The sequence below is a fragment of the Microbacterium sp. 05N427 genome (assembly GCF_056397105.1).
The window spans coordinates 131249-150687 of the sequence record NZ_JBFTMT010000012.1 but is presented as its reverse complement, the minus strand read 5'-3'; the positions used below and the strand labels follow the sequence as shown (position 1 = coordinate 150687).

At 69.2% G+C, this 19439-nt stretch carries 17 protein-coding genes; 13 read left to right on the top strand and 4 right to left on the bottom strand.

Annotated elements, in window-relative coordinates:
• A partial coding sequence (locus AC1DG4_RS13850; RefSeq protein WP_477421290.1) for an endo-beta-N-acetylglucosaminidase occupies positions 1-2046 on the top strand: 2046 nt, incomplete at its 5' end.
• An 81-nt stretch (positions 2047-2127) separates the two neighbouring features.
• On the opposite strand, the gene glpK is transcribed toward AC1DG4_RS13850, so the two are convergent.
• The 3 genes from glpK to AC1DG4_RS13835 form a co-directional block, all read right to left on the bottom strand.
• Entirely contained in the window at positions 2128-3642 is a 1515-nt protein-coding gene (gene glpK, locus AC1DG4_RS13845) for a glycerol kinase GlpK (protein ID WP_477379068.1), read from the bottom strand.
• Between the two features lie 30 nt (positions 3643-3672).
• Positions 3673-4446, bottom strand: a complete 774-nt coding sequence (locus AC1DG4_RS13840) for an MIP/aquaporin family protein (RefSeq protein ID WP_477379070.1) — start codon at positions 4444-4446, stop codon at positions 3673-3675.
• Between the two features lie 88 nt (positions 4447-4534).
• Complete coding sequence (locus tag AC1DG4_RS13835; RefSeq protein ID WP_477379072.1) at positions 4535-6244, bottom strand: glycerol-3-phosphate dehydrogenase/oxidase; 1710 nt, start codon at positions 6242-6244, stop codon at positions 4535-4537.
• Between the two features lie 108 nt (positions 6245-6352).
• Between AC1DG4_RS13835 and AC1DG4_RS13830 the strand changes: the two genes are divergently transcribed.
• Positions 6353-7315, top strand: a complete 963-nt coding sequence (locus AC1DG4_RS13830; protein ID WP_477379074.1) for a sugar-binding transcriptional regulator — start codon at positions 6353-6355, stop codon at positions 7313-7315.
• 54 nt (positions 7316-7369) lie between these two features.
• On the opposite strand, the gene AC1DG4_RS13825 is transcribed toward AC1DG4_RS13830, so the two are convergent.
• Complete coding sequence (locus tag AC1DG4_RS13825; RefSeq protein WP_477379076.1) at positions 7370-8509, bottom strand: glutamate--cysteine ligase; 1140 nt, start codon at positions 8507-8509, stop codon at positions 7370-7372.
• Positions 8510-8601: 92 nt separating this feature from the next.
• Here AC1DG4_RS13825 and AC1DG4_RS13820 point away from each other — a divergent pair, with 92 nt between their 5' ends.
• The 11 genes from AC1DG4_RS13820 (at position 8602) to AC1DG4_RS13770 (ending at position 19432) form a co-directional block, all read left to right on the top strand.
• Positions 8602-9264, top strand: coding sequence for a GntR family transcriptional regulator (locus tag AC1DG4_RS13820; RefSeq protein ID WP_477379078.1), 663 nt, complete (start codon positions 8602-8604; stop codon positions 9262-9264).
• Positions 9265-9357: 93 nt separating this feature from the next.
• Entirely contained in the window at positions 9358-10545 is a 1188-nt protein-coding gene (locus tag AC1DG4_RS13815) for a branched-chain amino acid ABC transporter substrate-binding protein (protein ID WP_477379080.1), read from the top strand.
• 70 nt (positions 10546-10615) lie between these two features.
• Positions 10616-11503, top strand: a complete 888-nt coding sequence (locus tag AC1DG4_RS13810) for a branched-chain amino acid ABC transporter permease (RefSeq protein WP_477379082.1) — start codon at positions 10616-10618, stop codon at positions 11501-11503.
• A gap of 1 nt (position 11504) precedes the next feature.
• On the top strand, positions 11505-12698 hold the full coding sequence (locus tag AC1DG4_RS13805; protein ID WP_477379084.1) for a branched-chain amino acid ABC transporter permease: 1194 nt from the start codon (positions 11505-11507) through the stop codon (positions 12696-12698).
• Positions 12695-13615 carry an ABC transporter ATP-binding protein gene (locus AC1DG4_RS13800; RefSeq protein WP_477379086.1) on the top strand — a complete coding sequence of 307 codons (921 nt, stop codon included), beginning with the start codon at positions 12695-12697 and terminating at the stop codon, positions 13613-13615. The genes AC1DG4_RS13805 and AC1DG4_RS13800 overlap by 4 nt, the downstream gene beginning before the upstream one ends.
• On the top strand, positions 13612-14322 hold the full coding sequence (locus AC1DG4_RS13795; RefSeq protein ID WP_477379088.1) for an ABC transporter ATP-binding protein: 711 nt from the start codon (positions 13612-13614) through the stop codon (positions 14320-14322). The genes AC1DG4_RS13800 and AC1DG4_RS13795 overlap by 4 nt, the downstream gene beginning before the upstream one ends.
• A gap of 130 nt (positions 14323-14452) precedes the next feature.
• A complete protein-coding gene (locus tag AC1DG4_RS13790; RefSeq protein WP_477379090.1) occupies positions 14453-15679 on the top strand; it encodes an NAD(P)/FAD-dependent oxidoreductase in 1227 nt (408 codons plus the stop codon).
• Positions 15676-15921, top strand: coding sequence for a (2Fe-2S)-binding protein (locus AC1DG4_RS13785; protein WP_477379092.1), 246 nt, complete (start codon positions 15676-15678; stop codon positions 15919-15921). Before AC1DG4_RS13790 ends, AC1DG4_RS13785 begins: the two co-directional genes overlap by 4 nt.
• On the top strand, positions 15918-17276 hold the full coding sequence (locus tag AC1DG4_RS13780; protein WP_477379094.1) for an FAD-dependent oxidoreductase: 1359 nt from the start codon (positions 15918-15920) through the stop codon (positions 17274-17276). The genes AC1DG4_RS13785 and AC1DG4_RS13780 overlap by 4 nt, the downstream gene beginning before the upstream one ends.
• A gap of 166 nt (positions 17277-17442) precedes the next feature.
• Complete coding sequence (locus AC1DG4_RS13775) at positions 17443-18375, top strand: dihydrodipicolinate synthase family protein (RefSeq protein ID WP_477379096.1); 933 nt, start codon at positions 17443-17445, stop codon at positions 18373-18375.
• Positions 18376-18430: 55 nt separating this feature from the next.
• The gene (locus AC1DG4_RS13770) at positions 18431-19432 is read left to right on the top strand and encodes a proline racemase family protein (protein WP_477379098.1); all 1002 of its coding nucleotides are present in this window, start codon (positions 18431-18433) and stop codon (positions 19430-19432) included.
• The last annotated feature ends 7 nt before the right edge of the window (positions 19433-19439 follow it).

The window sequence follows — 19439 nt, the reverse complement described above, 5'->3', positions numbered from 1 at the left end:
CTGCTGGCCGGTGCGCCCGGTGCCGCCACCGCGGCGATTCGCCCCGCCGCCGGAGCCGGCCCCGCGGCCCCCGTGCCGGCGTCCGGGGGCACGCCGCCGGGCCCGTACACGTTCGGATGGGCCGCCGACGACCTGCTCGCCTTCGACCCCGGCACGACACCGTGGGCGAAGCACCTGCGCTGCCTGATCCCGCGCGCGACGCGCATCGCGCCCTTCGCCGCCACGCAGGCGCATCCGGATCTCGATCCCGCAGTGCAGCTGTCCACGCTCACGATCGACGATGCGGGGAGCATCTACGAGGGCCACAATCAGGCGATCGGCGTGGAGGCCCAGGTATACACCCAGCGGTACTGGTCGTACATCGACATCTGGGGCACCTGGCACGGACAGGTCAAGGGATCGGCGCCCATCGAGATGATCGACGGCGAGCGCGCGCCCGGACGTCCCTACGGCGTGATCGATATCCCCAACCCGGGTTGGACGGAGGCCGCGCACAAGAACGGCGCCCGGTCGATCGGCGGCTGGTTCTGGCCGCGTCCGGTGGACTTCGACGCCTTCCTCGTGCAGGCCAGCGACGGATCCTTCCCGGTCGCGGACAAGATGATCCAGATCCGCAAGTACTTCGGCTTCGACGGGCTGTTCATCAACCAGGAGGGCAGCGTCAGCGCCACGCAGATCAAGGGGTTCCAGGACTTCCTGCGTTACCTCAAGCGCACGGATCCCGACTTCTATCTGCAGGGCTACGACTCGGCCGACTTCGACAGCGGCCAGGTCAGCTACGAGAACAGGCTGAGCGAGAACAACCTGCGCTGGCTGGGCACGCCGGACGCGCCGATCTACGACTCCCTGTTCATGAACTACTGGTGGCAGGCGACGACCGGCGGCGCGGACCGTGATCTCAGCAAGAGCGCCGCGTCGGCCGTGGCGGCCGGTCGGGATCCGCGAGTGGTGGGCTTCGCCGGGGTCGAGCACCAGAAGGGCGGTTTCCGGCCCGAAGAGGACTTCGGCAGTGTCGCGGGCCCCGGCAGACCCGCGCCGACGTCGGTCGCGCTGTTCGTGGACTCCCAGATCTGGCTGAATGGATCGTGGGACGGCACCACCTCCACCGCCGACGGGCGCGCGACCTATCGCGACCTGGAGCAGCGGTTCTGGTCCGGCCCCACGGGGAACCCCGGGACGTCGGGCCGGCTCGAGCCCCGCACGCCCCCGTATCGCACCGACACGCTGAACTACCGGCAATGGGACGGCATCGCGCACTGGATCACCGAACGCTCTCCCTACGGCGAACTGCCGATCGCGACCGACTTCAACGTGGGTGTCGGATCCGCGTTCTTCCTCGACGGTGCAAGGGTGCGCGACGGAGGCTGGGACAACATGGGCAGCGCGGACCGGGCGCTCACCTGGCAGTTCTGGACCGAGGGCGATGTCGTCGTCACGCTCGACGAGTCGACCAGCTACGGCAGCGGGCACAGCCTCAGCCTGCGGGGCGGGGGAGTGATCCACCTCTTCAAGACCGATCTGACAGCCGACAAGGCGATCGCCGTCGAGCTCCGCGCCCAGGGCCTTCAGGCCATCGAACTCGGCGTCACCTGGCAGGACGCGCCGTCCGAGATCGACTGGCAGCCGCTCACCAAGTCAGATCCCGCGGGCTGGGACGGCTGGACGGGCGGGGTGAATGCGCGCGGCCGCCGCATCGCGCGGATCTCCTTGCGGACGAGCGGCGACGGCCGCATCGGCCGAGTGTCGCTGCGGGAGGCAGGGAAGCCGCTCAAGCCTGCGACGCCGACGGGCTTCCAGGTGGCGGATGCGGGCGATGCCGGTGACGGGCGTCGGCATCTGACCTTCGCCTGGGATCTCCAGTCCGATGCCGTCGGGTACGACGTGCTGCAGATCGGGGGCTCCGGCGCGACCTGGCTGGGCCGGGTGCACCGCGACGTCTTCTTCGCAGAGGCGGTGGATCTCGCCGGAGGGCGTCAGTTCCAGCTCGTCGCGTTCGGTGGCGATCTGCACCGCAGCGCCCCGATCAAGGCTGTGCTGAACGTCTGACTCTGCGGCCGGCGAAAGCGGCAGAGACGCAGAAGGCGGGCCCGGAGGAAACACCTCCGGGCCCGCCTACTGCGTGTCAGATCACTTCACGTCGTCGTCGACCCAGTCCATCGACTTCGAGACGGCCTTGCGCCACAGTCGCAGCTGGCGGTCGCGCTCTGCGGCGTCCATGGTGGGCTCCCACCGGCGGTCCTCCTGCCAGTTGGCAGCGAGGTCGTCCAGTCCGTTCCAGAAACCGACCGCGAGGCCGGCCGCGTAAGCCGCGCCCAGTGCGGTCGTCTCGGCGACCACGGGGCGAACCACGGGAACTCCGAGCACGTCGGCCTGGAACTGCATGAGCGCGTCGTTCGCGACCATGCCGCCGTCGACCTTGAGCTCGGTGAGGTCCACGCCGGCGTCGGCGTTGACCGCGTCGAGCACGTCGCGGGTCTGGAACGCCACGGCCTCGAGCGCGGCGCGCGCGATGTGGTTCTTGTTCGCGTAGCGGGTCAGACCCACGATCGCGCCGCGGGCGTCAGGGCGCCAGTACGGCGCGAACAGGCCGGAGAACGCGGGGACGATGTACACGCCGCCGTTGTCGTCGACCTGGCGGGCCAGCTCCTCCACCTCGGGGGCGGAGGAGATGATGCCGAGCTGGTCGCGCAGCCACTGGATGAGGGATCCGGTGACCGCGATCGAGCCCTCGAGCGCGTAGTGCGTCGGTCCGTCGCCGAGCTTGTAACCGACGGTGGTGAGCAGGCCGTTCTTCGAGTGGACGATCTCCTCGCCCGTGTTGAAGATCAGGAAGCAGCCCGTGCCGTAGGTGTTCTTGCTCTCGCCGGTGTTGAACGCCGCCTGGCCGAACGTCGCCGCCTGCTGGTCGCCGAGGATGCCCGCGATCGGGGTCTCGCGCAGCAGAGACGAGCCCTCGGCGGCGCCGTAGACCTCGGAGGAGGAGCGGATCGACGGCATCATCGACTTCGGCACGCCGAAGGCCTCGAGGATGTCATCGCGCCACTGCAGGGTCTCCAGATCCATGAACATCGTCCGCGAGGCGTTGGTGACGTCGGTCGCGTGCACGCCGCCGTCCACTCCGCCGGTCAGGTTCCACAGGACCCAGGAGTCGGTCGTGCCGAAGAGCAGGTCGCCGGCCTCGGCCTTGGCACGTGCCCCCTCGACGTTCTCCAGGATCCAGGCGATCTTGGTGCCGGAGAAGTAGGTCGCCAGCGGCAGGCCGACGATCTGCTTGAACCGCTCGACGCCGCCGTCGGCCGCGAGGCGGTCCACGATGGGCTGCGTGCGGGTGTCCTGCCACACGATCGCGTTGTAGACCGGCTTGCCGGTGGTCTTGTCCCAGACCACGGCCGTCTCACGCTGGTTGGTGATGCCGACCGCCGCGATGTCGTGGCGGGTCAGGTGCGCCCGGGTCAGAGCGAGGCCGATGACCTCCTGGACGTTGGCCCAGATCTCCGACGCGTCGTGCTCGACCCAGCCGGCCTGCGGCAGGATCTGCTCGTGCTCCTTCTGACCGGTGGCGATGATGCTGCCCTTGCGGTCGAAGATGATGGCGCGGCTCGAGGTCGTGCCCTGGTCGATGGCGAGGACGTAGTCAGCCATGTGCAGTTCTCCTTTGAATAGCGGTTCGGGTTACTTTGCGAGGTGCAGCAGCACCGGCGAGAGCAGCGCGGCGATGGTACCGCCGAGGAGCGGGCCGACGACGGGCACCCAGGAGTACGACCAGTCGCTCGACCCCTTGCCCTTGATCGGAAGGATCGCGTGAGCGATGCGCGGACCGAGGTCACGGGCAGGGTTGATCGCGTATCCGGTCGGGCCACCGAGCGAGGCGCCGATCGCGACGACAAGGAGGGCGACAGGCAGGGCGGACAGTGCACCGAGGCCGCCAGGCGTGCCGATCTTGACGTCGCCGTAGTCCGCGAACGCGAAGATCACGAACACGAGGACGAAGGTGCCGATGATCTCCGTGACCAGGTTCCAGCCGTAGGAGCGGATCGCCGGACCCGTCGAGAAGACGCCGAGCTTGTTGGCCGGCTCGGGCTCCTCATCGAAGTGCTGCTTGTAGGCGAGCCAGCAGAGCACGGCTCCGATGATCGCACCGAGCAGCTCCGCGGCCGTCGCGACGGCGTAGTGGGAGAAGTCGATCCCCTTCGCGGGGTCGAGCAGGTGCTGCACGAACAGACCGATGCCGACCGCGGGGTTCAGGATCGCGCCGGAGTAGGCGGAGACGAGCACACCGGCGAAGACCGCAAGGCCCCATCCCCAGTTGACCATCAGGAAGCCGCCGTTGAAGCCCTTGTTCTTCACCAGCGCGACGTTGGCGACCACACCGCAGCCGAGCAGGAGCAGCATCGCCGTGCCGACCAATTCGGACAGAAAGTAGAGGCCCATATTCACATCAGGCATGTCTTCGTTGACCTTTCGCAGAGCATCGGCCCCTCTGCCGATGCGGTGTTATGTGTAGACGCCGATGAGGGCGGCGGGGGATCCTCGTCTACCCGCGGGTGCGGGCGACGAGGGACAGTCCGTGGCGGGAGTTCAGCAGCTCCCGAGTCAGTTCGACCTCCCGCGCGGTGCGTGCGCGGTCCCAGCCGCACAGCGGTGCGAGCGCATCGGCGATCTCCTCGAGGATCTCCTCGGTGACGTCTCCGGTGAAGGCGAGACTCGTGCGGCGCAGGATCACGTCCTCGAGGCGCACGATCAGCTCGTTCTGCACCATCCACTCGAGCTCGCGCGTCGAGAGCTGACCGCCGGCGAGGGGCGCGTCGTGACCCTGCTCGACGTACTGCCACACCTCGGCGGCGCGGGTGCCGTAGCGTTTCAGCAGCGGCTCGGCCCGGTCTCCGGCGCCGGGTAGGTTCCGGGTGATCCAGGCGACGCGCGCGGCATCGTCCTGCGGGTAGTCCTTGCCGCCGCCGATCGCCCGGCCGAGGGTCGAGACGACGCGGGTGCGGCCCAGAAGATCCAGGATCTTGTCGGACAGCGTCTCGCCGAGCGCCCGGAACGTCGTCCACTTGCCGCCGACCAGGCTGAGGTGCGGAACAGCGCGGCTGTTGTCGACCTCGACGCGGTAGTCACGCGAGACGAATCCGGGCGCCGTGTCCTCATGCCGGGGGAGCGGGCGGATCCCGCTGAACCGGTAGACGATCTGCTCGCGGTTCACGGCGATGTCCGGGAAGACGTGGTGCACGAGATCGAAGAAGTAGTCGATCTCCTCCTCGGTGCACAGCGGCACCTCGCGCGGGTCGGCGTCGATGTCCGTGGTGCCGACCATGACCTTGCCCTTGAGCGGGTAGATCAGCACGATGCGGCCGTCGGAGTGCTCGAAGAAGATCTCGCGGCCGCGGGTCGCGGCGAGCAGCGCGGGGTTGTCCAGCACGATGTGCGAGCCCTTGGTGCCGCCCATGAAGCGGGTCAGCTCGCCCATGGCCTCGTTGGTGAGGTCCGTCCAGGGCCCGGAGGTGTTCACGACGACGTCGGCGGCGATGGCGAACTCCGTGCCGCTCTCGCGGTCGCGCACGAGCACGGCATCGCCGTCGTGGCCGATCGCCTCGACGTAGTTCAGGGCACGCGCACCCGGGTGCGCTGCCCGACCGTCCTGCAGCACGTCGAGCGCGAGGCGCTCCGGATCGTGCATCGAGGCGTCGTAGTAGGTCGCCGTGTATTTGATCTTCGGGTCCATGGCGGGAAGCTCCGCGAGGGACTTCTTGCGGCCGAGGAACTTGTGGCGCGGCACCATCCCGCCGTCACGGGAGAACGTGTCGTAGATGGTCAGACCCATCTTGATGAGGAACGCGCCGCGCTCCTGCGGCTTGCCCGACTTGTGCGTGAGGAAGCGCAGCGGTGCGGACAGGATTCCCGAGAAGGTCGAGTAGATCGGGATCGTCGTCTCGAGCGGCTTGACGTAGTGCGGGGCGATCTTCAGCAGACCGTTGCGCTCGGTGACCGACTCCTTGACGAGGCGGAACTCGCCGTTCTCGAGGTAGCGGATGCCGCCGTGGATCATGTGGCTGGAGGCCGAGGATGCGCCGGAAGCGAAGTCGCCGCGCTCGACGAGGACGACGTCGACCCCTTGAAGGGCGAGGTCGCGGAAGGTGGAGATCCCGTTGATCCCGCCGCCGATCACCAGCACAGTGGTGCGGCCCGCTTCGCGAACGCGAGTCACCTCGGGGCGTTCTGCGGCGTTGTGGACGTGGTCAGTCATCTTCGTCTCCTTCCGGATTTCTCACAGCATTCCCCCAGCCGCCCGTATGGTCAAGCAGGCTGCACGAATGTGCAAGAATCGATCGGATCGATCCTCGAAGGGCCTGGAATGGATGAACGGAAGCGCCAGTCGAAGGTCGTCGCCGCACTCACGGCGGCGCGGCTGTACTACCTGCAGGACAAGACGATGGACGTCATCGCCGAGGAGCTCGACACGTCCCGTTCCTCGGTGTCGCGCCTGCTGAGCTATGCGCGCGAAGTCGGCCTCGTTGACATCAGGATCAACTCGCCCCTCGAGCACGCGGGCGAGCTCGAGCAGCAGCTGCACGACCGCCTGCATGTGACCGCGCACGTCGTGCCGATGCCGGAGAGCGTGACGGAGGTGGAGCGGCTGGAGCGCGTGGCGCTGACCGCGGGCCGCCTGCTCACGCAGATCATCGACTCGAACATGGTGGTCGGCCTCGCCTGGGGTTCCACGATCAGCGCGGTCAGCCGCGATCTCGGACAGAAGGAGACCCGCGGCACCACGATCGTGCAGCTCAACGGCGCAGGAAACACCCTGACCAGCGGCGTGGAGTACTCGAGCGAGATCCTGCAGCGGTTCGGATCCGCGTTCGGGGCGCAGGTGCAGCAGTTCCCGGTGCCCGCATTCTTCGACGATCCTCGGACGCGGGAGGCGATGTGGCGCGAACGCAGCACCCTGCGCGTGCTGGATCTGCAGGCCAAGATGGACCTCGCCGTGTTCAGCGTCGGTTCCCCGAGTGCCGAGGTGCCGAGCCGCGTCTACGTGGGCGGCTACCTCGGCCGCGACGACTACCGCAGCCTGCGCGAGGACCGGGCGATCGGCGACGTGGCGACCGTGTTCTTCCGCGCGGACGGCACATGGAAGGACATCGCGGTGAACGCGCGTGCGACGGGACCGGGACTGGACCGGCTACGCCGCGTCGCGCGACGGTTCTGCGTGGTCGCGGGCGCGCAGAAGCTGCCCTCGCTACGGGCCGCGATCGGGGCGCGCCTGGTCACGGACGTCGTGCTGGACGAGGGGCTCGCGCGTCAGCTCGTCGAGGGCTGACCCTGTGGGCGTCTCCGGAGCGTTCTGCGAAGCCCGTGGTCGACCACGGACGCGTCAGAGCGTCTCCGGGCCGGAGCGGAACTCACGGATCAGGTGCTCGACCACTTCGTGAAGGTCGCCTCCGGTCGCGTCGGCGACCGCGATCTGGCGCTCGTAGCTGGCGCCGTCCCGCAGGATGTCGGCGACCCCGCTGAACTGCGCGGAGCACTGCAGCTCGGTGGCGATGGGCGATAGACGCTCCAGCTCCTCGGCCAGGTGCTCCCGCACTGAGCGCTGTGTGCCGTCGGCCGACACGATGACTTCGGCGTCGAGTCCGTACCTCGCGGCGCGCCACTTGTTCTCGCGGTGGAACCACGGGGCGAGGACGGCCAGGGGCCGCCCCTCGTCGAGGTCGCGCGAGAACGACTCCACCAGCACCTGGGTGAGGGCCGCTACGGCGGCGAGCTCGCGCAGGGTGGACATGCCGTCGCAGGCGCGCACCTCGATCGTGCCCCAGCGCGGCGCGGGGCGGATGTCCCAGCGCACCTCGGTGGCATCGGCCATCACGCCCGTGCGCACCATGTCCTCGAGGTACCCCTCGTAGGATGCCCAGTCCGGCAGCGGCCAGGGCAGGCCCGCGGTCGGCAGCTGCTGGAAGACCAGGGCCCGGTTGGAGGCGTAGCCGGTGCGCTCCCCGGCCCAGAACGGGCTGGACGCGGCGAGAGCCTGCAAGTGCGGCAGGTACGAGGTGAGCGCACCGACGATCGGCAGCACCTTGCCGCGGTCCTCGACCCCGACGTGCACGTGGATGCCCCAGATCATCATGTTGCGGCCCCACCACTGGGTCTTCTCGATGAGCGAGTGATAGCGCGTCTTGTCGGTGACCCGCTGATCGAACCATTGCGCGAACGGGTGGCTGCCCGCGGACAGCAGCTCGATGCCGGCCGGATCCGTCGCGGCGCGCACGGCCGCGATCGCCGCCGCGATGTCCTCCACCGCTGCCGACACCGTGGATCCGATGCCGCTCGTGACCTCGATCGTGTTCGTCAGCAGCTCGCCTGTGACGGTATGCCGCTCGTCCGCGCTCGCGCCCTCCAGATCGTGCAGGAGTTCGGGGGCACGGCCGACGAGATCGCCCGTGGCCGGATCGGCGAGCATGAGCTCCCACTCCAGCCCGACCGTGGAACGCGGCGAGGAGGCGAACTCGATCGGCATAGGGCCTCGATTCGGTGCGGGAGGTCGTCGGCCAATGATCCCACGCGCAGCGCTAGCATGTGCCGTATGACGTTTTGCGACGGGTGCCGAGTATGAGCACCGGATCCATCCTCGTGCCTGCAGAGAGTCTGAGGGAACAGGTCGAGCGCTTGATCGCGGCGAGGATCGTGTCGGGGGAGACGCCTCCTGGTGAGGTGCTGACGGTGCCCACCCTGGCCGGCGACTTCGGCGTGAGCGCAACGCCGGTGCGGGAAGCCATGCTCAACCTCGCCCGCCGCGGGTTCCTGCGTCCGATCCGCAATCGAGGATTCCAGGTCACCGAGGTCTCCGCGGACGAGCTCCACCAGCTGACGGATGTGCGCCTGCTGCTGGAGGCGCCGCCCATGCGCCGGGTCGCCGGCGCGATCGACGGGGCGCTCGAGAAGGAGCTGCGCGAGCTCGCCGACCGGATCGTCGCGGCGGGGCAGAACCGCCGCTTCGATGAGTACCTCGAGGCCGACACGGCATTCCATCTTCGCGTCCTCGCCGTGACGGGGAACCAGAAGCTCGTCGACACCGTGCGGGAGCTGCGGCAGCAGACGCGTCTGGTCGGGCTCGTCCGCCTGGCGGATTCCGACACGCTGGTGCCCACGGCTCTGGAGCACGCGGAACTGGTCGACCTGCTCGTGGCCGGGGACGGCGAAGGCGCGGAGGCGCTCATGCGCCGGCACCTCGGTCACGTCGGCGGCGTGTGGAGCGGCCACGAGGAGCACTGAGCCGAGGCCGCTCTTCCCTTCGAGGGCGTCGTATGAGTAATGTGTCACATGGTATCAACCACGTATGCAATGACGCATCCAGGAGGCCCTCACATGCACACCCGAACAACACGCGCTCTGCGTTCCCTCTCCATCCTCGCAGCGGCGGGCGCACTGATCCTCACCGCCGGCTGCTCCGGAGGCCTCGCCGGCGGGGGTGGTAACGCGACCGGCGGCGCATCAGGACCGATCAAACTCGGCATGCTCGCGCCCTTCTCCGGCAGCGAGTCGGCGTTCGGCAACTACATGAAGAACGGCGCGCAGCTCGCGATCAACGAGATCAACGCCGATGGCGGGATCGACGGGCGCAAGCTCGAGCTCGAGGTGCAGGACGACGCCTGCGACGCGACGACCGCCGTCGCCGCCGCGAACAAGCTCGTCACCGACGGAGTGGTCGCGTCGGTCGGCGGCTACTGCTCCGGAGCCACGCTGCCCACTCTGCCGATCTTCAACGAGGCGAAGATCCCGATGGTGATCCCGGCGGCGAACTCGAACGAGCTCGTCAAGCAGAAGCTCTCCGGCGTGTTCCTCATCAACGGCACGGGCACCCAGCAGGCCGCCGCGGCGGTGGAGTACGCGCAGAAGTCCGGTGCGAAGACGGTCGCCGCGGTCAACGACGCCACCGCCTACTCGAAGGACCTCGCCGACTCGTTCACGCAGCAGGCCAAGGCCGCAGGCCTGACGGCCGATGTCAACGCCGTCATCACGCCCGGCGAAAACGACTACTCGGCCGTCGCGACGCAGCTCGCCGGCGCAAAGCCCGATCTCGTGTACTGGACCGGGTACTACCAGGAGGGCGGCCTGATCGCACGGCAGTCCAAGGACGCCGGCTTCTCCGGGACGTTCCTCGTCGGCGACGGATCCGTCGACGCGAAGTTCGCGGAGATCGCGGGCAAGGGCTACACCGAGAACGTGCTCGGCACCTTCACGCAGACGCCGGACATGCTCAAGGGCGCCGACAAGTGGATCGCCGACTACAAGAAGCTCGCCGGTGCCGACCCCGGCCCGTACTCGACCCAGTCGTATGACGCGGTCAAGGTCGTCGCACAGGCGATGAAGACGGCCAAGGGCACGGAGTTCGACGGCGTGGTCAAGGCGCTCGAAGGTCTCAAGGACTTCAAGACGCTCGCCGGTCCGCTGACGTTCATGCCCGATCACACCCGGTCCGGCGGCGGCTTCGTGATCGTGTCGATCGATCCCTCCTCCGGCAAGTTCGTCCTCAAGGACGACCTGCAGGGCTGATCGCGTCCGGGGGCGGCTCCGTGGTCGCCCCCCGCCTCGGTCTCCGCTGCCCGGAAAGGACATCCTCGTCATGCAACTCATCTGGAACGGCCTCATCGTCGGCTCGTTCTACGCCCTCGTCGCGCTCGGCTACAGCATGGTCTACGGGATCATCAAGTTGCTCAACTTCGCGCACGGCGACATCTACATGCTCGGCGCGTTCGCCGGCTTCGCCACTCTCTCGGCCTTCGGGATCTCCAACGAGTCCTCGATCCCGCTGCTGCTCGTGATCCTCCTGCTGTCGATGGTGACGACGGGACTCATCGGCGTCGGCATCGAGCGGATCGCGTACCGTCCGTTGCGCAAGAGTCCCCGGCTCGCGGTTCTGATCACCGCGATCGGCGTCTCCTTCACCCTGGAGTACGCCGTGCGGCAGATCTTCGGGCCCAACCCCGAGGCGTTCCCGGTGCGGCTCGAGTCCGCCGGCTTCGACTTCCTCGGCATGCGGATCACCCCCGCGCAGATCGTGCTCGTCGTCATCGCCGCCGTCCTCATGCTCGTCCTCGCGCACATCGTCGAGCGCACTCGGCAGGGCAGAGCGATGCGAGCCATCGCCCTGGATCCGCAGGGCGCCCAGCTCATGGGCATCAACGTGAACCGCGTGATCGCGACCGTGTTCTTCATCGGATCGGCCCTCGCGGGCGCCGCGGGCGTCATGGCCGGTGCGTACTACGGCTCGATCGACTTCCTGATGGGCTTCATCATCGGCCTGAAGGCGTTCACCGCGGCGGTCATCGGCGGCATCGGCAACCTGTACGGCGCCATGCTGGGCGGCCTGCTGCTTGGTCTGCTGGAGTCGTTCGGATCCGCGTGGTTCGGCGGCGAATGGCGCGACGTGTTCTCGTTCGCCTTCCTCATCCTTTTCCTCACCTTCAAACCGACGGGGCTGCTCGGCGCCCGCGTCGTCGAGAGGATGTGACATGTCCGGCACTGCCACCCCAGGCTCCGTGACCTCGGCCCTGCGCGACGCGAAGCTGCGCGCGCCCTCGCCGCTGTTCGACCGTCCGTCCGCCCCGCGCGGAGTGCTCTCCTCGCAGCAGGGCTTCCTGCGCGCGCTCGGCGGGCTGTGCATCGTGCTCCTCGCCGTGCTCCCGTTCATCGACGCGTCGCGGTACACGATGTCGATCGCCACGAGCGCGCTCATCTACGTGATGCTGTGCATGGGGCTGAACGTCGTGGTCGGCTACGCCGGCCTGCTCGATCTCGGCTACATCGCCTTCTTCGCGGTCGGTGCCTATGTCTCCGGCATCCTCACCACCGTGGTGGGGCTGCCGATGTGGATGGCGCTGCCCGCGACGATCCTGTGCTGCATCGCGGCGGGCATCATCATCGGGGCGCCGACCCTGCGTCTGCGCAGCGACTATCTCGCGATTGTCACGCTCGGCTTCGGCGAGATCATCCGGATCACCGCCAACAACCTGAAGATCACCGGAGGCCCCTCCGGCATCCACGGCATCCCGACGTGGAGCTTCGGCGGCTGGAGCTTCGCCGACGGTCTCACGATCGGCGGGCTGGTCTTCCCGCAGCGCGTGCTGTTCTACTACTTCGTCGCGGCGATCGTCGTGCTCGTGGGCGTGATCGGCGCCGGCCGCCTCGCGAAGGGCAAGATGGGCCGCGCATGGAAGGCTGTGCGCGACGATGAGGACGCCGCCGAGGCCATGGGCATCAACACGTACCTCGCGAAGATCTCGGCCTACATCATCGGCGCGGTCTGGGCAGGTGTCGCGGGCCAGCTCATGGCCACTCACCTGAGCGCGATCAGCCCGAACAGCTTCCAGTTCCTCTACTCGGCGCTCATCCTGATGGCGGTCGTGCTGGGCGGTATGGGATCCACCCCCGGTGTCATCATCGGTGCGCTGTTCGTCTCGCTCGCCCCCGAGATGCTCCGCGACTTCTCCGAGTGGCGGTTCCTCATCTTCGGCGTGCTGCTCGTGGTGGTCATGCTGTTCCGCCCGTCGGGACTCTGGCCCTCCACGGCGATCCTTCCGTGGCTGAGGAGGCGGAGGCCGGTGCCGCCGCCCACCCAGGGGTTCCTCGCGCCGGTTGCGGTCGACGAGGACGAGACGCCGCTCGCGGCGGAGGAAGCTGCCGCGGAAGAGGGTGAGGAGCGATGAGCGCGCTGCTGGAGGTCTCGGAGCTGCGCCTGCAATTCGGTGGCGTGAAGGCCGTCGACGGGCTCAGTTTCTCCGTGCAACAGGGCGAGATCCTCGCGGTCATCGGGCCGAACGGCGCGGGCAAGACGAGCGCGTTCAACTGCATCTCGGGGTTCTACCTGCCGACATCCGGATCCGTCGTGTTCGACGGCAAGGACATCGTGCGGGAGGCGCCGGGCTTCTGGCGCCGTCTCCGCCTGGTCGACCTGCTGCAGAGCTTCGGCTTCTACCGGGTGCTGCCCTCGCGGGTGACGAAGTGGGGGATGGCGCGCACGTTCCAGAACCTGCGGCTGTTCCGCGAGCTCAGCGTGCTGGACAACGTGAAGACGGCCATGCACGCGAATCTGCGGGAGGGCTTCTGGGCGACGTTCCTGCACACCCCCGGCTATCGCCGCGCCGAGCTCGCCTGCGCCGAGGCGGCGCGCGGCTGGCTGGACTTCGTCGGCTTCACGGATGACGAGAACCTGTACGTGACGCAGCTGCCGTACGGCGAGCAGCGCCGCGTGGAGATCGCGCGAGCGCTGGCCACGAGCCCGAAGCTGCTGCTGCTGGACGAGCCGGCTGCCGGCCTGAACTTCAGCGAGAAGCAGGCGCTCATGCAGCTCATCCGCCGGATTCGCGACCTCGGGGTCGCGGTGGTGCTCATCGAGCACGATATGGGCCTCATCATGGAGCTCGCCGAGCGCATCGTCGTGCTCAACTACGGCAAGGAGATCGCCGTCGGGACGCCCGAGCAGATCAAACACGATCCGATCGTGATCGAGGCGTACCTCGGGGTCGAGGACGAGCCGCTCGACGCGACGAAGCTGCAGACGGGCACCGTGGATCTGTCCCTGCTCGAGGGCGACGGCACGACGAAGAAGGGGAAGCGCTTATGAGCTCGCTCACGGTTCAGGCGGCAGACGTCTACTACGGCCGCGTCCACGCGCTGCGGGAGCTCAGTTTCGAGGTGCGCGAAGGCGAGATCGTCTGCCTGCTCGGCAACAACGGGGCCGGCAAGTCGACGACCATGAACATGCTCTCGGGGCTCGTGCGGCCCAAGAGCGGCACGGTGCGCTGGGGAGACATCGATCTGGCCACGGCCAAGCCCTGGGACATCGTGGCCGCGGGGCTCGTGCACGTGCCGGAGGGGCGGCGGATCTTCTCCACCATGACCGTGCACGAGAACCTTTTGCTCGGCGGATACACCGTGCGGGATCAGAAGCTGATCGCTCAGCGGGTGGACCAGGTCTACGCGCTCATGCCGCGCCTGTCGGAACGTCGCAAGCAGCAGGGCGGGACCCTCTCGGGCGGCGAGCAGCAGATGGTGGCGATCGGACGGGCGATCATCGGCGGGCCCAAGCTGCTGCTGCTCGACGAGCCGTCCATGGGCCTCGCGCCGCTCGTGGTCAAGCAGGTCATGGAGACGATCCAGGCCGTGAACGCGCAGGGGACCACCGTGCTGCTCGTCGAGCAGAACGCCAGGGCGGCGCTGCGGATCGCGGATCGCGCCTACGTCGTGGAGACCGGGCGGGCGACGCTGTCCGGTTCGGCGGCCGAACTCGCAGCCGATGCGCGGGTGGTCGACGCGTACCTCGGCGGCTGAGCTCCGGCGCGGATCCGCGGAGTAGTCGGATCCGCGCCGGAGAGTCACTCCCGCGGGCGTGATCGACAATGTAAAATGTCACATGGTACATGCGCGCCCACGGAACAGGTGCGCGCTACAGGAGGCGTGGATGAGGGTCGTCGTGATCGGCGCCGGAGCGATCGGCGCGGCCTGCGCGCTCGCGCTCACCGAGGCGGGCGCCGAGGTGATCGTGATCGATCGCGCGGGAGTCGCGGGGGAGACCTCGAGCCGGTGCGAGGGCAACATCCTCGTCTCCGACAAGGAGCCGGGGGCCGAGGCGGAGCTGGCGATCGAGGCGAACCGTGCCTGGCGGGTGCTGGCCGAGACGCTCGACGCGGAGCGCGTTCCCGGCCAGCCCGCGACGGAGTTCGAGGCGAAGGGCGGGATCGTCGTCGCCTTCCCCGGCGGCACGGATGCGCTGCGATCCTTCGCGATGTCGCAGGACGGAATCGGGATCCGCTCCGAGGCGCTCGATGAGGCGGCGTTACGTGCCGCCGAGCCCCACCTGAGCCCCGAGATCGCGTTCGGCGTGCACTACCCCGACGACGCGCAGGTGCAGCCGAGCCTCGCCACGCAGGCGATGCTGGCGCGCGCCGTGCACCGCGGCGCGCGTCTGGTCGTGGACGAGGTGACGGCGGGCGTCGTCGTCGCCGACCAGGTGACGGGCGTGCGCACGGCGCGCGGTCTCGTCGAGGCGGACGCGGTGGTCAACTGCGCCGGGCCCTGGGCGGGCGCGGCGGCGGCCCTTTTCGGCAGCGCGCTGGACATCCGGCCGCGCCGCGGCACGATCCTCGTCACGGCGGCGATGCCGCAGCGGGTGTTCCACAAGGTGTACGACGCCGACTATGTGGGCGCGGTGGGTTCCGCCGATGCGGCGCTGCAGACCTCGACGGTCGTCGAGTCCACGCCTTCCGGCACCGTTCTGATCGGCTCCAGCCGCGAGCGCGTCGGCTTCTCCGGCGAGGGGCTGCTCGCGCCGCTCTCGGAGATCGCGGCGAAGGCCTCGCGGCTGTTCCCCTTCCTGCGCGACACGATGCTGCTGCGCACCTATCACGGCTTCCGGCCCTACGCGCCGGGCCACCTGCCCGCGATCGGCGCCGACGCCACGATCGCCGGTCTATTCCACGCAGCCGGGCACGAGGGGGCGGGCATCGGACTCGCGCCGACCACGGGCGCGCTCATCGCGCATGCGGTCCTCGGCGCTCCGGCACCGCTGGATCCGACCCCGTTCCTGCCTTCACGGGAGAGCCTGCAGGGGGCGGACGGCCGCGGTGCAGACGGCATCGGCGCGGTGCGCGCGGCACACGGTGCCGAGGGGCAGGGGAGCGCAGCATGAGCGTGCAGATCACCGTGGACGGCGCCACCGTCTCCGGACGCGACGGACAGACCATCGCCGGCGTGCTGCTGGCATCGGGCCGGCGCACGTGGCGCACCGCGGCGGGCGCCGAGCGCGGGATCTTCTGCGGGATGGGCGTCTGTCAGGACTGCGTGCTCACGGTCAACGGCGTCGAGGGTGTGCGTGCCTGTCAGCGCGAGGCATGCGACGGCGACGTCGTGGAGCGGGAGGTCCGGGCATGAGTGCGAGGCGCGTGGTGGTCATCGGCGCGGGCCCTGCGGGACTGGCTGCGGCGGCGGCCGCGGTCGAGGCCGGGGCGGACGTCACGGTCCTGGACGAGGGCGAGCGCGTGGGCGGCCAGTTCTGGCGGCATCACCCCGAGCTCACGGATCCGCACCTGCAGCACCAGACCGCGCGATTCCGGCGGCTGCAGGAGGCGCTCACGGGCGCCCGCGTGCTGTCTTCCGCGTCGGTGTGGCGGATCGAACCGGGCGTCCCTGTGCGCGTGCATGCCCTGATCGGGCCGGCGGACTCCGCGCAGCGCCGCGGCGAGACCATCCTGGCCGACGCCCTGGTGATCGCCACGGGCGCGCACGATCGCGTGCTCCCGGTACCCGGATGGACGCTGCCTGGCGTGACGTCGGCGGGTGCGGCGCAGGCTCTTGCGAAGCGCGACGCGGTGCGGCTCGGCACGCGCACGGTGGTCGGCGGAGCAGGGCCGTTCCTCCTGCCCGTCGCGCAGAGCATCGGACGCGTCGGCGGCGAGGTGGCCGAGATCGTGGAGGCGGCGAGCATCGCGACCATCGCGCGGGGCTGGGGACGGCGTCCTTGGGAACTCACCGCCGCCGCAGGCAAGGCGGGGGAGTTGGCGTCCTACCTGGGGACCCTTGCCGCCCGCCGCACGCCGTACCGCTTCGGCTCCGCGGTCACCCGCATCCACGGCGACTCCGGCGTCGAGGCGGTGACGGTGCAGCGCATCGACGCCGACTGGCGTCCGATCCCGGGGACGGAGCGCACGATCGAATGCGACGCGGTCGCGCTCGGCCATGGCTTCACTCCGCGGCTGGAGGCGGCTATCCAGGCCGGCTGCGAGATCGGGCCTGACCGGTTCGTCAGCGTCGGATCGTCGCAGGAGACGAGCGTGCCGGACGTGTATGCGGCGGGGGAGATCACCGGGATCGGCGGTGCCGACGCGGCCCTCGCCGAGGGTGCTGTGGCCGGTCTCGCCGCCGCCGGGGTCGCGTCGGCGGACATCCGGTATCGCGGCCCCCTCGCCGCGCGCCGGCGCATGCGCGCCTTCGCCACGCGGCTGCAGACGCACCGGATCGGATCCGGCTGGACTCGATGGCTCGATGCTCAGACCATCGTCTGCCGCTGCGAATCGGTGCGCCGCGGTGCGCTCGACGAGTACGCCGAGGGCTCCTCCCGCGGGATGCGTCTTGCCACGCGAGCGGGTCTCGGCGCCTGCCAGGCGCGCACCTGCGGCCGCAGCGTCGAGGACATCATCGGCACCCCTGTCGGCTATGACCGCCGCCCTGTGCTGTCGTCGGTGCGGATCGGCGAGCTCGCGGCGACCCGCCAGGATCGGGCGGGCTGAGCGGGTGTCGCGTCCTTGCCGAGGGTCAGTAGTGGGTGATATGTTACGTATTACTGGCGACGAAGGCGTCGTACGACACTTCCCGGAGCGGGACCGTGACCACCACGCGGGTCGCACACGAGAACCCGGCCATGGCGGCGCGGGAACGGAGAGAATGGACATCGCAATGACTGAGCAGACCATGGACCTCGGCGGCGTCGTGGTCGCGACCACGCTGGCGTTCACCGAGGACTCCTCGGCTCCGGCAGGGCTCGCCGTCGACTACGACAAGTTCGGCGAGCACGTCGACTTCCTCATGTCCAACGGCTGCCGGGGCGTCGGCCCGAACGGCTCGCTCGGCGAGTACTCATCACTCACCGACCAAGAGCGCCGCAAGGTCATCCAGGTCGCCGTCGAGGCCGTGGACGGCCGCGGCATCGTGATCGCCGGAGTGCACGGCGTGGGCAGTCACCAGGCGCGGAAGTGGGCGGAGCTCGCCCGCGAGGACGGCGCGGACGGCGTGCTGCTGCTGCCGCCGACCATCTATCGCGCCAACGAGGGCGAGGTCATCGCGCACTACGAGGAGGTCGCGAAGGCCGGTCTGCCGATCATGGCCTACAACAACCCCTTCGACACCAAGGTCGACCTGGTGCCCTCGCTCGTGGCGAAGCTCGCGCAGATCCCCGAGGTCGTGGCGATCAAGGAGTTCTCCGGCGACGTGCGCCGCGTCTACGAGATCAAGGAGCTCTGCGACATCGACATCATCGCCGGTGCCGACGACGTGCTCTTCGAGCTCATGGTGAACGGTGCCGTCGGCTGGTTCGCGGGCTACCCGAACGCCTTCCCGCGGGAGGCCGTCGAGCTCTACACTCTCTGCGCCGACGGAAAGTGGCATGAAGCGAAGGCACTCTACGAGCAGCTCGTCGCGGTGTTCCGCTGGGACTCGCGCACAGAGTTCGTGCAGGCGATCAAGCTCTCCATGGACATCTGCGGCAACTCCTACGGCGGCCCCACCCGTCCGCCGCGCGGCCCGTTGAGCGCGGAGCAGCACGCGCAGGTCACCGCCGACACCGAGCGCGCCCTCGCCGCCCTGGCGGCACGATCCGCGGCGGTCGCCTGATGCGAGGTGCTCTCGGGATGCGGCCTCCGCTCGGCTGTTCGGCAGGAGCACGCTGATGCGTGCGCGCCGGGTGCTGCAGGCGGTCGACTCGCACACCGAGGGGATGCCGACCCGCGTCGTCACCGGCGGCGTGGGCCGGATCCCCGGCGCGACGATGAACGACCGTCGCCTGTACGCGATGGAGCACCTCGATGGGCTGCGCGGGTTCCTCATGAACGAGCCGCGCGGGCACGCCTCGATGTCGGGCGCGCTGCTGCAGCCGCCTGCGCGAGACGACGCCGACTGGGGCGTCGTGTTCATCGAGGCGTCCGGGTTCTTGCCGATGTGCGGGCACGGCACGATCGGCGTGGCCACGGTGCTGGTGGAGACGGGCATGGTCGAGGTGACCGAGCCGGTGACCGAGATCCGGCTGGATGTTCCGGCAGGTCTCGTGATCGCCAGGGTCGCCGTCGAGGACGGCCGTGCGGTGAACGTCACGATCGAAAACGTCCCGAGCTTCGTGGATCGCCTGGATGAGCGGATCCAGGTGCCCGGCATCGGCGAGATCACCTACTCGGTCGCGTTCGGCGGCAACTATTACGCACTCGTCGACCTGGACGAGGTTGGACTTCCGTTCGACCGCGCGCGCCAGGACGACATCGTCCGTGCCGGTCTTCTGATCATGGATGCGATCAACACGCAGGCGCCGCCCGTGCACCCCGTGCTGGAGGGGGCGAACCACGTGCACCATGTGGAGTTCATCGCGCCCGGTTCCGACGCCGTCCGCTCGCGGCACGCCATGGCCATCCACCCCGGCTGGTTCGACCGATCGCCCTGCGGCACCGGCACGAGCGCCCGCATGGCCGAGCTGCACGCCCGCGGCGAGCTCGCGCTGGACGCGCCGTTCGTGAACGAGTCGTTCATCGGCACGGAGTTCGTCGGGCGCCTCGTCGGTGAGGCGACCGTGGGCGACAGGCCAGCCGTGATCCCCACGATCACCGGCCGCGCCTGGGTGACCGGGCTCGGCCAGTACATCCTCGACGGGGACGACCCGTTCCCCGAGGGCTTCGTCTTCTAGGAGAGAT

Excerpts from the sequence above, each read along its gene's own strand:
- AC1DG4_RS13830 (WP_477379074.1), top strand. The coding sequence starts at position 6,353 with ATGGATGAACGGAAGCGCCAGTCGAAGGTCGTCGCCGCACTCACGGCG.
- AC1DG4_RS13805 (WP_477379084.1), top strand. The coding sequence starts at position 11,505 with ATGTCCGGCACTGCCACCCCAGGCTCCGTGACCTCGGCCCTGCGCGAC.
- AC1DG4_RS13795 (WP_477379088.1), top strand. The coding sequence starts at position 13,612 with ATGAGCTCGCTCACGGTTCAGGCGGCAGACGTCTACTACGGCCGCGTC.
- AC1DG4_RS13780 (WP_477379094.1), top strand. The coding sequence starts at position 15,918 with ATGAGTGCGAGGCGCGTGGTGGTCATCGGCGCGGGCCCTGCGGGACTG.
- AC1DG4_RS13825 (WP_477379076.1), bottom strand. The coding sequence starts at position 8,509 with ATGCCGATCGAGTTCGCCTCCTCGCCGCGTTCCACGGTCGGGCTGGAG.
- AC1DG4_RS13820 (WP_477379078.1), top strand. The coding sequence starts at position 8,602 with ATGAGCACCGGATCCATCCTCGTGCCTGCAGAGAGTCTGAGGGAACAG.
- AC1DG4_RS13770 (WP_477379098.1), top strand. The coding sequence starts at position 18,431 with ATGCGTGCGCGCCGGGTGCTGCAGGCGGTCGACTCGCACACCGAGGGG.
- AC1DG4_RS13840 (WP_477379070.1), bottom strand. The coding sequence starts at position 4,446 with ATGCCTGATGTGAATATGGGCCTCTACTTTCTGTCCGAATTGGTCGGC.
- AC1DG4_RS13810 (WP_477379082.1), top strand. The coding sequence starts at position 10,616 with ATGCAACTCATCTGGAACGGCCTCATCGTCGGCTCGTTCTACGCCCTC.
- AC1DG4_RS13775 (WP_477379096.1), top strand. The coding sequence starts at position 17,443 with ATGACTGAGCAGACCATGGACCTCGGCGGCGTCGTGGTCGCGACCACG.
- AC1DG4_RS13835 (WP_477379072.1), bottom strand. The coding sequence starts at position 6,244 with ATGACTGACCACGTCCACAACGCCGCAGAACGCCCCGAGGTGACTCGC.
- AC1DG4_RS13790 (WP_477379090.1), top strand. The coding sequence starts at position 14,453 with ATGAGGGTCGTCGTGATCGGCGCCGGAGCGATCGGCGCGGCCTGCGCG.
- AC1DG4_RS13815 (WP_477379080.1), top strand. The coding sequence starts at position 9,358 with ATGCACACCCGAACAACACGCGCTCTGCGTTCCCTCTCCATCCTCGCA.
- glpK (WP_477379068.1), bottom strand. The coding sequence starts at position 3,642 with ATGGCTGACTACGTCCTCGCCATCGACCAGGGCACGACCTCGAGCCGC.
- AC1DG4_RS13800 (WP_477379086.1), top strand. The coding sequence starts at position 12,695 with ATGAGCGCGCTGCTGGAGGTCTCGGAGCTGCGCCTGCAATTCGGTGGC.
- AC1DG4_RS13785 (WP_477379092.1), top strand. The coding sequence starts at position 15,676 with ATGAGCGTGCAGATCACCGTGGACGGCGCCACCGTCTCCGGACGCGAC.